This window comes from Actinoplanes sp. NPDC023936 (genome assembly GCF_040639325.1).
GTDB lineage: Bacteria > Actinomycetota > Actinomycetes > Mycobacteriales > Micromonosporaceae > Actinoplanes.
Map to the genome: position 1 here is coordinate 47,879 of NZ_JBEZZR010000018.1, position 12,619 is coordinate 60,497.

9 protein-coding genes are annotated in these 12,619 nt (G+C 71.6%); all 9 read left to right on the forward strand.

Annotated features, from left to right (window positions below):
* The first annotated feature begins 353 nt into the window (after positions 1–353).
* Complete coding sequence (locus tag AB0F72_RS23110; RefSeq protein ID WP_360434921.1) at positions 354–1,130, forward strand: electron transfer flavoprotein subunit beta/FixA family protein; 777 nt, start codon at positions 354–356, stop codon at positions 1,128–1,130.
* A 12-nt stretch (positions 1,131–1,142) separates the two neighbouring features.
* Positions 1,143–2,075, forward strand: a complete 933-nt coding sequence (locus AB0F72_RS23115) for an electron transfer flavoprotein subunit alpha/FixB family protein (RefSeq protein WP_360434923.1) — start codon at positions 1,143–1,145, stop codon at positions 2,073–2,075.
* 601 nt (positions 2,076–2,676) lie between these two features.
* Positions 2,677–3,852, forward strand: a complete 1,176-nt coding sequence (locus AB0F72_RS23120) for a cysteine desulfurase family protein (RefSeq protein ID WP_360434925.1) — start codon at positions 2,677–2,679, stop codon at positions 3,850–3,852.
* Positions 3,853–3,861: 9 nt separating this feature from the next.
* Positions 3,862–4,953 carry a tRNA 2-thiouridine(34) synthase MnmA gene (gene mnmA, locus AB0F72_RS23125; RefSeq protein ID WP_360434927.1) on the forward strand — a complete coding sequence of 364 codons (1,092 nt, stop codon included), beginning with the start codon at positions 3,862–3,864 and terminating at the stop codon, positions 4,951–4,953.
* Entirely contained in the window at positions 4,946–5,935 is a 990-nt protein-coding gene (locus AB0F72_RS23130) for a methionine synthase (RefSeq protein ID WP_360434929.1), read from the forward strand. The genes mnmA and AB0F72_RS23130 overlap by 8 nt, the downstream gene beginning before the upstream one ends.
* A 63-nt stretch (positions 5,936–5,998) precedes the next feature.
* A complete protein-coding gene (gene ligA, locus AB0F72_RS23135) occupies positions 5,999–8,233 on the forward strand; it encodes an NAD-dependent DNA ligase LigA (protein WP_360434931.1) in 2,235 nt (744 codons plus the stop codon).
* 350 nt (positions 8,234–8,583) lie between these two features.
* Positions 8,584–10,842, forward strand: a complete 2,259-nt coding sequence (locus AB0F72_RS23140; RefSeq protein ID WP_360434933.1) for a bifunctional diguanylate cyclase/phosphodiesterase — start codon at positions 8,584–8,586, stop codon at positions 10,840–10,842.
* A gap of 10 nt (positions 10,843–10,852) precedes the next feature.
* On the forward strand, positions 10,853–11,152 hold the full coding sequence (gene gatC, locus AB0F72_RS23145; protein ID WP_360434935.1) for an Asp-tRNA(Asn)/Glu-tRNA(Gln) amidotransferase subunit GatC: 300 nt from the start codon (positions 10,853–10,855) through the stop codon (positions 11,150–11,152).
* 2 nt (positions 11,153–11,154) lie between these two features.
* On the forward strand, positions 11,155–12,618 hold the full coding sequence (gene gatA, locus AB0F72_RS23150) for an Asp-tRNA(Asn)/Glu-tRNA(Gln) amidotransferase subunit GatA (RefSeq protein WP_360434938.1): 1,464 nt from the start codon (positions 11,155–11,157) through the stop codon (positions 12,616–12,618).
* Position 12,619: the final 1 nt, after the last annotated feature.

A 12,619-nucleotide genomic window follows, 5' to 3' on the forward strand; every position in this document is an offset into this window, starting at 1 on the left:
TCGTCACTGACGCAGGACTCCCGGAGGCGGCCGCAGAGGCACCACGGAGAGTCAGGTCCGGTGAGCCCGTGGGACTGAGGCTCCGTTACGTTGCCGGGTGAGAGATTATGGGGCGTGGGCGGGCTGGTGTCGTCCACGAGTGAGACGTTTCGGCCGGACATGTCGTGACACCTCCTCTGTGCTCACTGTAGCGATCGTGATCGCCCCGTGGGTGAGGTGTGTCACTCTGGGTGGCCGGCAACAGGGAAGCTACTGGCGGGTAACCTTGCCGACATGTCCGCCGCGAGATGCGAGATGCCGGCGGGCGGGCGACCGCAACGGTGCGTTCAATACAGGAGGGTCGTAGGAGCGCGATGAATATCGTCGTACTGGTCAAGCAGGTACCCGACTCCGGTGCCGAGCGCACCCTGAGCGCCGACTTCTCGGTGGACCGGGCGTCCTCGAGCAACGTCATCAACGAGATGGACGAATACGCCATCGAGGAAGCGCTGAAGATCAAGGAAGCGCACGGCGGTGAGGTGACCGTGCTGACGGTCGGCCCGGCCGGCGCTACCGAGTCGATCCGCAAGGCGCTCTCGATGGGCCCCGACAAGGCCGTTCACGTGCAGGACGATGCCCTGCACGGCTCCTGCGCGGTCGCCACCTCCAAGGTTCTCGCCGCCGCTCTGGGCACGCTGAACGCCGATCTGATCCTCTGCGGCGCGGAGTCCACCGACGGCCGTGTCCAGGTCGTGCCGCACATGCTGGCCGAGCGTCTCGGCGTGGCCGCGCTGACCGGCGCCCGCAAGCTGACCGTGGACGGCTCGCAGCTGACCGTGGAGCGGCAGACCGACGAGGGCTACGAGGTCGTCACGGCCGCCACCCCGGCGATCGTGAGTGTCTGGGACACCATCAACGAGCCTCGGTACCCGTCCTTCAAGGGCATCATGGCCGCGAAGAAGAAGCCGGTGCAGAGCCTGACCCTGGCCGATCTGGGCGTGGCGGCCGACGAGGTCGGCTTCGCCGGCGCGACCAGCCAGGTGCTGGAGTTCTCGAAGCGTCCGGCGCGGTCCGGCGGCACCAAGGTCATCGACGAGGGTGACGGCGGCGCGCAGCTCGTCGCGTTCCTCGCCACCGAGAAGTTCGTCTGAGAGGGGTTCGCCGTGGCTGAAGTACTGGTAGTCGTCGAGGCCGGCGTCAAGAAGGTCACCCTCGAGATGCTGACCATCGCCCGCGGGCTGGGTTCGGTCTCCGCGGTGGTGTTCGGTGACGTCGACACGAGCAAGCTGGCCGAGTTCGGCGCCGAGAAGGTCTACGTGGCGTCCGGTGCGGACGTCGAGGGTTACCTGGTCGCGCCGAAGGCCGCCGTGGTGGCCGAGCTGGTCGCCCGGGTGCAGCCGGCGGCTGTGCTGCTGGGTTCCACTCAGGAGGGCAAGGAGATCGCCGGTCGCCTGGCGGTCAAGCTGGACAACGGCCTGCTGACCGACGCGGTCGCGGTCGAGGCCGACGGCACCGCCACTCAGGTGGTCTTCGCCGGCTCCACGATCGTCAAGTCCAAGGTCACCAAGGGCCTGCCGATCGTCACGATCCGCCCGAACTCGGTCACCCCGGAGCCGGCCGCGGCGACGCCGGTGGTCGAGCAGCTGACCGTCGCGGTGTCCGACAAGGACAAGCTGACCAAGGTCGTCGAGCGGGTCGTCGAGCAGAAGGGCTCGCGTCCCGAGCTCACCGAGGCCGGCATCGTGGTCTCCGGTGGCCGCGGCGTCGGCAACGCCGACAACTTCGCGCTGGTCGAGGAGCTCGCCGACCTGCTCGGTGGCGCGGTCGGCGCGTCCCGGGCGGCGGTCGACTCGGGTTACTACCCGCACCAGTTCCAGGTCGGGCAGACCGGCAAGACCGTGTCGCCGCAGCTCTACGTGGCGCTGGGCATCTCCGGTGCGATCCAGCACCGGGCCGGCATGCAGACCTCGAAGACCATCGTCGCGGTGAACAAGGACGCCGAGGCGCCGATCTTCGAGCTGGCCGACTTCGGTGTCGTGGGGGACCTGTTCAAGGTCGTCCCGCAGGCCGCCGACGAGGTCCGCAAGCGCAAGTGAGCTGAGTGCTCCCTGACGGCCCGGCGGTTCGCTGCCGGGCCGTTTCACGTCCAACCCCTCATTGGGTACGCCCACCGCGCCCGCCCACCCCCACCGTGTCGACTTCAGGTGCGGAGCGCGCCTCAATTTCACACGCAGTGGTGGCCGCCCCGAGCGTGTTGAGTTCGGGTGCGGAGCGGGCCTCAATTTCACACGCAGTGGTGGCTACCCCCGAGCGTGTTGAGTTCGGGTGCGGGGCGCGCCTCAATTTCACACGCAGTGGTGGCTACCCCCGAGCGTGTTGAGTTCGGGTGCGGGGCGCGCCTCAATTTCACACGCAGTGGTGGCTACCCCCTAGCGTGTTGAGTTCGGGTGCGGGGCGCGCCTCAACTTCACACGCGGGACTTGGGGTTGGGCGGGACCACGCACGCAGGTCGCGCGGTGCGGGGAGCGTTCTGGACGCGCCAGCGGCCAGCGAGTCGCGCCGGGCCCTCGGCGGGAGCGACGGTCTGTACCCCGCACCCCGCTGCGACATGAATTTGATCCTGGTGCCTTTGATCTTGGTCTCGGGGCGCAGGACGGCCGGGGGGATTCGCCTGAGTACGGCCTAAGCTTGGGCGTGATGGCCTACCTGGATCACGCGGCGACCACGCCGATGCTTCCCGCCGCGCTCGACGCTTACGTCGCCGCGGCGCGGGAGGTCGGCAATCCGTCGTCCCTGCATGCCGCCGGTCGCGGCGCCCGGCGCCTGGTCGAGGAGTCGCGCGAGCGGATCGCCGCGGTGCTCGGCGCCCGCCCCTCCGAAGTGATCTTCACGGGCGGCGGGACCGAGAGCGACAACCTGGCGGTCAAAGGAATCTTCTGGTCACGGCGTGCGGCCGACCCGTTGCGCGACCTCGTGGTCGTCTCGTCGGTCGAGCATCACGCCGTGCTGGACGCGGCCGACTGGCTGGGCGCGCAGGAGGGCGCCCAGGTGGTGACGCTGCCGGTGGACGGTGACGGGCGCGTGCTGCCCGCGGCAGTGGCCGAGCTGATCGCCGAGGCCGGCGAGCGGATCGCGGTGATCAGCGTGCAGTGGGCGAACAACGAGGTCGGCACGATTCAGCCGATCGCCGAGCTGGCCGGTCTCGCGACCGCCGCCGGCATCCCGTTCCACACCGACGCGGTGCAGGCGGCCGGCCAGATCCCGGTCGACTTCGCGGCGAGCGGCGCGGCCGCGCTCACGCTCACCGGGCACAAGCTGGGTGGCCCGGTCGGGGTGGGCGCGCTGCTGCTGGGCCGGGACGTGGCGGTCACGCCGCTGCTGCACGGTGGCGGGCAGGAGCGCGACGTGCGCTCCGGGACGCTGGACACCGCCGGGGTGGTGGCGTTCGCCACGGCGGTCGAGGCCGCGGTCAAGACCCGTGACGAGTACGCGCAGCGCGTCGCCGCTCTCCGCGACGACCTGGTGGCCCGGGTGCGAGCGCTGATCCCCGATGTGATCTTCAACGGCGCGGCCGGGGAGCGTCTCCCCGGCAACGCGCACTTCTCCTTCCCCGGTTGCGAGGGCGACGCGCTGCTGCTGCTCCTGGACGCGCAGGGTGTCTACTGCTCGACCGGCTCGGCCTGCTCGGCCGGGGTGGCCCAGCCGAGCCACGTGCTGCTCGCGATGGGCGCCGACGACGCGCGGGCCCGCTCCTCGCTGCGGTTCACGCTCGGCCACGACAGCACCCCCGAGGACGTCGAGGCGCTGCTGGCCGCGCTGCCCGGCGCCGTGGAGCGGGCCCGCCGGGCCGGAGCGTGGAAGACACCCAGATAGGCTGGGGTCATGCGAGTTCTTGCGGCCATGTCGGGCGGTGTCGATTCCGCGGTCGCGGCCGCGCGTGCCAAGGACGCCGGTCACGACGTCACCGGTGTCCACCTGGCGCTGGCGCGTAATCCACAGACCTTCCGGACCGGGGCGCGCGGCTGCTGCACCCTGGAGGACTCCCGGGACGCGCGCCGCGCCGCCGATGTGATCGGCATCCCGTTCTACGTCTGGGACATGGCGGAGGAGTTCCACGACAGCGTCGTCGACGACTTCGTCAGTGAGTACGCGGCGGGCCGCACGCCGAACCCGTGCCTGCGCTGCAACGAGAAGATCAAGTTCGCGGCGGTGCTGGACCGGGCGGTGGCGCTCGGCTTCGACGCGGTCGTCACCGGCCACCACGCCCGGCTGGGCGTCGACGGGCTGCTGCGCCGCAGCGTCGACCTGGCGAAAGACCAGTCCTACGTGCTGGCCGTGCTGACCCGGTCGCAGCTCGATCGGGCGATCTTCCCGCTGGGGGATTCGACCAAGGAGCGGGTCCGGGCCGAGGCGGCGGAGCGCGGGCTGGCCGTGGCGGACAAGCCCGACTCGCACGACATCTGCTTCATCTCCGACGGTGACACCCGCGGGTTCCTGGAGAGCCGGCTCGGCAGCGCGCCGGGTGACATCGTGGACGGGCGGACCGGGGCGAAACTGGGCACGCACAACGGGGCCTACGGCTTCACGATCGGTCAGCGTAAGGGCCTTGACCTGCGTGTCCCGGCCGCTGACGGGCGCCCGCGCTACGTGCTCTCGATCACGCCGGTGTCCAACACGGTGACGGTCGGGCCGCGCGAGGACCTCGAGGTCGACGTGGTCGAGGCGACCCGCCCGATCTGGCACGAGCCGTCGACGGAGGTGCCGGACTGCCAGGTGCAGCTGCGCGCCCACGGCGAGGTGGTGGACGCCGACGTCGCCGTGACCGGTGACGGGCTGACCGCCCGCCTCCGCACGCCCGCCCGTGGTGTCGCCGCCGGTCAGGCCATCGTGGCGTACCGGCCGGACCCGGACGGCGACATCGTGCTCGGCTCGGCGACGATCACCGCGGGAAGCCGGGCCGCCGCGCATGCCTGACTTCCCCTGGCCGGCCGGCGCGGCCACCGGCGTCGGCTCCCTGCCGGGCACCGACATCGACGAGGCGCAGCGGATCGTCTTCGGTGAGCTGCCCCTGCTGCCGCATCTCGCCGAGCTGCCGGGCCGTGGCCCGGGTGCCGACATGATCGGCCGGGGCGCCGGGTTCCTGGTCGAGATGCCGGTGCAGCTCTACGCCGGTCAGTGGCAGATCGCCGCGCGGCCCGGCAAGGACCTGCGCCGGACCGCGGACCTGCTGGAACGCGATCTGGACCAGCTCACCGAGCAGGGCGACGGGTTCACCGGCACACTGAAGATCCAGGCGACCGGGCCGTGGACCCTGGCCGCCAACCTGGACCTGCCGATCGGCGGCCGCCTGCTGCGCGACCCGGGCGCGGTCCGGGACCTGACCGACTCCCTCGCCGAGGGCCTCCGGCGGCACGTCGGCGACGTGCGCAAACGCGTTCCGGGCGCGACGGTGCTGCTGCAGCTCGACGAGCCGTCGCTGCCCGCCGTGCTGGCCGGACACGTGCCGACCGAGAGCGGCCTCTCCGCCTATCGCGAGGTGGACGGCCCGGACGCCGCCACCCGGCTGCGTGTCATCGCGGAGTCGGTAGGCGCTCCCGTCGTGCTGCACTGTTGCGCTCCGGACGTGCCGATGCAGGTCGTGCGGGATGCCGGTCTTGCTGCCGTCTCGCTGGATCTGTCGCTGGTCGAGGACCTCGACCCGCTCGGTGAGGCGATCGAGGCCGGGCTGGGCGTCTTCGCCGGCGCCGTGCCGCCGACCGGGACGTCCCGGCCGGACGCGAAGCTGATCGCCGAGCGGGTGAGCACGCTCTGGCGGCGGCTGGGCTTCCCGGCGGCGCGCCTGCCCCAGCAGGTGGTGATCACGCCGGCCTGCGGCCTGGCGGGAGCCTCGCCGGGGTACGCACGAGCGGCCCTCACCGCGATCGCCGAAGCGGGCCGCCGGATCTCCGAGGTGTGACAGCGGGATTTGTCAGTGGGTGGGGCTACGGTGCTCGTAGATACCACTGACTAGGGGGTTGCGTTGATCGAGGATCCGACACCACAGGCGAGCGCCCGGCACGCCGAGCTGGCCGACGAGATCCGCGGTCATCAGTACCGCTACTACGTGCTCGACGCGCCGACGATCCCGGACGCCGACTTCGACGTTCTGCTGCGCGAGCTGGAGGCGCTGGAGACCGAGTTCCCGGCGCTGCGCACGCCCGACTCGCCCACGCAGAACGTGGGCGGCACGTTCTCCACGCAGTTCACGCCGGTGCAGCATGCCGAGCGGATGATGTCGCTCGACAACGTGTTCAACTTCGACGAGCTGACCGCGTGGTCCGAGCGGACCGTGCGGGACGCGGGCGGCCCGGTCGGCTTCCTCTGCGAGCTCAAGGTCGACGGTCTCGCGATCAACCTTACCTATGAGAAAGGCCGCCTGGTCCGTGGCGCGACCCGCGGTGACGGGCGCACCGGCGAGGATGTGACACCCAACGTGCGGACCATCCGGGAGATCCCGGAGCGGCTGGCCGGCGACGACGTGCCCGACCTGATCGAGGTGCGCGGCGAGATCTACTTCCCGGGCGAGGCCTTCGCCGATCTGAACGCGACGCTCGTCGAGCAGGGCAAGGCGCCGTTCGCCAACCCGCGCAACGCGGCGGCCGGGAGCCTGCGGCAGAAAGACCCGCGGGTCACCGCCTCCCGCGGCCTGCGGATGGTGGTGCACGGCATCGGCGCGCGGGAGGGCTTCCACCCGGCGTCCCAGGCGCACGCCTACGAGGCGTTGCGGGCCTGGGGGCTGCCCACCAGTACGCGGTGGAGACTCGTCGACGACATGGCTGGTGTCCGCGAGTTCATCGACTACTACGGCAAGCACCGCCACGACGTGGAGCACGAGATCGACGGCGTGGTGGTCAAGGTCGACGACGTGGCGATCCAGGGCCGGCTCGGGTCGACCAGCCGGGCGCCCCGGTGGGCGATCGCGTTCAAGTACCCGCCGGAGGAGGTCACCACCAAGCTGCTCGACATCGCGGTGAACGTGGGGCGCACCGGCCGGGTCACGCCGTTCGCCGTGCTCGAGCCGGTGAAGGTGGCCGGTTCGGTGGTCGCACAGGCCACCCTGCACAACGAGCAGGAGGTGGCCCGCAAGGGCGTGCTGATCGGCGACACCGTGGTGCTGCGCAAGGCCGGCGACGTGATCCCCGAGATCCTCGGCCCGGTGATGGAGCTGCGGCCGGACGACGCGCGCCCGTTCGTCATGCCGTCCGCGTGCCCGGACTGCGGGACCCCGCTCGCCCCGGCCAAAGAGAGCGACATCGACATCCGCTGCCCGAACGCGGAGTTCTGCCCCGGTCAGCGCCGGGAGCGGCTGGGCTATGTGGGCAGCCGGGACGTGCTCGACATCGAGGTGCTCGGCGCGAAAGCCGCGCGGGCGCTGCTCGACTCCGGTGTGCTGCACGACGAGGGCGACCTGTTCGGCCTCACCGAGGAGCACCTGCGCCAGGTCCCGTTCTTCGTGAAACAGAACGGCGAGTTGAGCGCCAACGCCGGCAAGATGCTGCAGAGCCTGGCCGAGGCGAAATCCCGTCCGCTCGCCCGGATCCTGGTGGCCCTCTCGATCCGCCATGTCGGCCCGACGGCGGCCCAGGCGCTGGCGGCCGAGTTCGGCTCGATGGCGGCCCTGGAGGAGCTGCTCGCGAAGACCGCGGCCGAGCCCGAGGTGGTGGCGGCGACGGCCGAGGCGGCGGAGAAAGCAGAGGCCGCCGGGGCGGCCCCTTCCCCGGACGAAGCGGACAGCGCGGGCAGCGCGGCGAGTGCGGGCAGCGCGGAGGAGGCGGCCGAGGCCACGCGCAAGGCCAAGGCGGTCGACCCTCTCGCTGCCGTCGAGGGCGTCGGCCCGATCATCGCGGACAGCCTGCGTGAGTGGTTCACCGTGCCGTGGCACCGGGAGATCGTCGCGAAGTGGCGTGCGGCAGGCGTGAAGATGGCCGACGAGCGGGTCGACTCCGGCCCGCGCCCGCTGGAGGGTGTGACGGTCGTGGTCACCGGCACCCTGGCCGGCTACACCCGCGACCAGGCCGCCGAGGCCGTGACGTCGCGGGGCGGCAAGGTGAGCGGTTCGGTCTCGAAGAAGACCGGCTTCGTGGTGGTCGGTGAGAACCCGGGCAGCAAGCACGACAAGGCGATCGCGCTGAAGGTTCCGGTGCTCGACGAGGCCGGCTTCGCGGTTCTGCTCGCCGACGGCCCGGAGGCGGCCCGGGAGGCGGCCGAGGGCTGACGGGGTCACCCAGGAGGAGGAATTGGGGCCATTGTGGCGTCGTGGAGGCTATGTCGCTTTAGTAACTGATGGGTAGTTTAGCCTAGAAGGCACCATGTGGATCTATGGTGTAGGCGATCGGTGATCAAGGCCGTCATGGAGGTCGCATGGATGCCGCTCGCCTGCACACGGCCGGCTCGTCCGCCGCCGGCGCGGACGTCGCGCACTCGAATGTCCCGCACTCGGACGTCTCGCGCGCAGATGTCCCGCGCGCAGATGTTCCGCGCTCCGATGTTCCGCGCTCGGACGTCGAGCGCTCGGATGGCCCGCCCACGGACGCCATTCGCATGGACACCGCGCGGATTGACACCATGCGCATGGACACCATGCGCATGGAGACCGCGCGCATGGAGACCGCGCGCATGGAGACCGCGCGAATGGACGCCATGCGCCTGGAGACCGCGCGCACGGACGCCCCGCCTCCGGACGTCACGCGGCTCGACATCATGCGGCCGGATCTCGGCCGGCCGGCGGCTTCCCCGGCCGCCGCCGGGGAAGCCGCCAGGGCGGAGACCCGGCACCGGCGCACGATCGTCGTCACGTCGATCGGCGCGATCGCCGGTGGCCTGATCCTCTGGGCTGCCGACCCGGGCGCGTTCGCCGGGCTGCCGGCCGCCTTCTGGGTGATGGCCGTCCTCGCGCTGATCGCGGACGCCCGCCCCTACCTGGTGCCCGGCCGCCGGGCCAGCGCGATCATCCTGCCGTCGATCTGCTTCACGTTCGCGATCCTGCTGGCCTGGGGCGGCCCGCCGGCGCTGGCGGTGCAGCTCGCGGCGGTGACCGTCGCCGGGGTGCGGCTGCGCCATTCGGTCCGCCGTACCGTTCATCTGGCTCTCCAGCACGCGGTCGCGCTCGGCGCGGCCGCCGCGGTCGCCGGTCTCACCGCGCTGCGCATCGGCCCGGCCGAGGTGGGCCTCGTCTCCGGCGGGCCGGGCCTCGCGCCGGACGGCTCGGGGATCGTGGCGGGAACGGCCGGTCCCAGCTGGCGGGACGCCGCTCTCACCTGCGCCGCGGCCGCCGCCTGGATCGCCGCCCGGTACGCGGTGGCCGCCTGCGTGCGCCGCTGGACCGCCGACAGCAAGCCGCGCACGTACCGCCGGCGCGGGCACGCCGACCTGCTGGCCACCGCGGCGCTGCTGCTGCTCGGCCCGATTCTGCTGGTCGCGGCCGTGGTGAGCCCGGCGCTGCTGCCGCTGGCCCTGCTCGCGCTGCACGCCGTGCACCGGATGGTCCGCTGGGCGGGCGAATCCGAGCGGGCCGCCCGCTTCGACGCGCTGACCGGCCTGCCGAACCGCCGGGCGCTGCAGGCCGCGATCGCCGACCGCTGCCCGGATCGCCGGCGTGCGCTGCTGCTGCTCGATCTGGACCAGTTCCGTACCGTCAACGACGCCCTCGGCCACGGCGCCGGCGACCGCTTGCTGGCCCGGGTGGCCGACCGTCTCGCCACCGTGGTCCCCGCCCACGACCTGGTGGTCCGCCTCGGCGGGGACGAGTTCGCGGTGCTCGCGACCCGGGTCGAGGGCCCGGCGTCGGCCCGCCGCATCGCGCAGCACCTCGGCGAGGCGCTGAGCCGCCCGTTCCCGCTGGACGGCATGCCGGTGGAGCTGAGCGCCTCGATCGGGATATCGCTGCAGTCCGGCCGCCGGGACGCCGGCACGCTGCTGCGCGAGGCCGAGGCCGCCATGTACGAGGCGAAGCAGCGCGGCGACCAGGTGGCGGTGCACGGGCCGGACGCCGCGCACCACTCCCCGGACCGGCTGGCGCTGCTGGCCGAGCTGCGGACCGCCCTGCGCGAGAACGACGACGGAATAACGCTCTTCTACCAGCCGCAGATCGCGATCGCGACCGGCGAGGTGATCGGGGTGGAGGCGCTGCTGCGCTGGTGTCACCCGCGGCGCGGCACGGTCGGGCCGGAGGAGCTGCTGCGGGTGGCCGAGCCGACCCCGGTGATGCGGATGCTCACCGCCCGCGTGCTGGAGGAGGTGATCGCCCAGCTGGCGCTCTGGTGCGCGGAGGACCGGCCGTTGCGGGCCGCGGTCAACGTGAGCGCCCGGGACCTGCACTCCGGTGACATCGCGGACCGGGTCGGCGCCCTGCTCCAGCGGTACGCGGTCCCCGCCGAACTGCTCCAGCTGGAGATCACCGAGAGCGCGTTGATGGTCGATCCGTTCCGGGTGCTGGAGACCGCCACCCGGCTCAGCCGGATGGGCGTGGCGATCTCGCTGGACGACTTCGGCACCGGGTACTCGTCGTTGCAGCACCTGCGGCGGCTGCCGCTCTCCGAGGTGAAGATCGACAGGTCGTTCGTGCTGGGTATGGCCACCGATCGGGGGGACGCGGCGATCGTACGCTCGGTGGTGGCTCTCGCCGATTCCCTGGGCCTGCGGGCCGTGGCGGAGGGGGTCGAGGACGAGGCGACCTGGCGGCTCCTGGCCGCCGCCGGGTGCCACACCGCGCAGGGCTGGTTCCACGCGCGCCCGATGCCGGCCGCCGATCTCGCCGAGTGGCTGGCCCGGTACCGGCCGGTCCAGCCCCGGAAAATAGAATCAGGCAAACCGTCGAACCAATAGAGGGGGCAGGATGGCCGCCATCTCCCGCGAAGAGGTAGCGCATCTGGCGCGCCTGTCGCGGCTCGCCGTGACCGAAGAGGAGCTCGATCGATTCGCGGGTCAGCTCGATGTGATCCTGCAGTCGGTCGCCCGGGTCGGTGAGGTGGCTGCGGACGACATCCCGCCGACCTCGCACTCGGTTCCGCTGACCAACGTGTACCGCGACGACGTCCCCACCCCGAGCCTGACGCAGGAGGCGGCGCTCTCCGGCGCGCCCGACGCCTACGAGGGCCGGTTCCGGGTGCCGCGCATCCTGGACGAGGAGGACTGATCGTGACCGATCTGACCAGGGAAAGCGCTGCGTCGCTGGCCAAGCTGATCTCGGCCAGGGAGGTGTCGGCGGTCGAGGTCGCCACCGCACACCTCGACCGGATCGACGCCGTCGAGTCGCGCGTCCACGCCTTCCTGCACGTCGACCGCGAGGGCGCTCTTGAAGCCGCTCGTAAGGTGGACAACGGGGAGATCACCGGGCCGCTGGCCGGTGTGCCGATCGCGGTCAAGGACGTGGTGACGACCAAGGGCGTGCCCACGACCGCTGCGTCCAAGATCCTTGAGGGCTGGAAGCCGCCGTACGACGCGACGATCGTGGAGCGTCTCAAGCAGGCCGGCATGCCGATCCTCGGCAAGACCAACATGGACGAGTTCGCGATGGGCTCGTCGACCGAGTACAGCGCGTACGGCGCCACGAACAACCCGTGGGACCTGGGCCGGATCCCGGGTGGCTCGGGTGGCGGTTCGGCGGCCGCGCTCGCGGCCTACGAGGCGCCGCTCGCGATCGGCACCGACACGGGTGGCTCGATCCGCCAGCCGGGCGCTGTCACCGGCACGGTGGGCGCGAAACCGACTTATGGCGGCACGTCCCGCTATGGCCTGATCGCCTTCTCGTCCTCGCTGGACACGCCGGGTCCCTGTGGCCGGACCGTCGAGGACACGGCCCTGCTGCACTCGGTGATGGCGGGTTACGACCCGCGTGACTCCACGTCGATCAACCAGCCGGTGCCGGCGGTGGTCGAGGCCGCGCGACTCGGCAAGAACGGTGATCTGTCGGGCGTCAAGCTCGGCGTGGTCAAGGAGTTCGCCGGTGACGGCTCCGAGCCGGGCGTGCTGCGCAGCTTCAACGAGTCCCTGGAGGCACTGGTCAAGCTCGGCGCCGAGATCGTCGAGGTCTCCTGCCCGAACTTCCAGTACGCCCTCCCGGCCTACTACCTGATCGCCCCCAGCGAGGCGTCCAGCAACCTGGCCCGCTTCGACGGCGTGCGCTACGGGCTCCGCGAAGGCGACGACGGCAACCGCTCGCTCGAAGAGGTCATGTCGCTGACCCGCGAGGCCGGCTTCGGGGCCGAGGTGAAGCGCCGCATCATCATCGGCACGTACGCGCTCTCCAGCGGTTACTACGACGCGTACTACGGCCAGGCGCAGAAGGTCCGGACGCTGATCACCCGCGACTTCCAGTCCGCGTTCGAGCGGGTCGACGTGCTGGTCTCGCCGACCACCCCGTTCGTGGCGTTCCCGTTCGGATCGCGGACCAGCGACCCGTACCAGATGTACCTCGCCGACCTCTTCACGATCCCGACGAACCTGTACGGCGGACCGGCCATCTCGGTACCCTGCGGGCTCTCCGAGGGCCTCCCGGTCGGCTTCCAGATCATGGCCCCGACCATGGCCGACGACCGGATGTACCGGGTCGCCGCCGCGCTGGAGTCCGCTGTCGGCTCGTTCACTCCTCCGGAGCTGTGAG

Coding starts and splice junctions, on each gene's coding strand:
- gatC (WP_360434935.1), top strand. CDS start 10,853: ATGGCCGCCATCTCCCGCGAAGAGGTAGCGCATCTGGCGCGCCTGTCG.
- AB0F72_RS23120 (WP_360434925.1), top strand. CDS start 2,677: ATGGCCTACCTGGATCACGCGGCGACCACGCCGATGCTTCCCGCCGCG.
- AB0F72_RS23140 (WP_360434933.1), top strand. CDS start 8,584: ATGCGCATGGACACCATGCGCATGGAGACCGCGCGCATGGAGACCGCG.
- AB0F72_RS23130 (WP_360434929.1), top strand. CDS start 4,946: ATGCCTGACTTCCCCTGGCCGGCCGGCGCGGCCACCGGCGTCGGCTCC.
- AB0F72_RS23110 (WP_360434921.1), top strand. CDS start 354: ATGAATATCGTCGTACTGGTCAAGCAGGTACCCGACTCCGGTGCCGAG.
- mnmA (WP_360434927.1), top strand. CDS start 3,862: ATGCGAGTTCTTGCGGCCATGTCGGGCGGTGTCGATTCCGCGGTCGCG.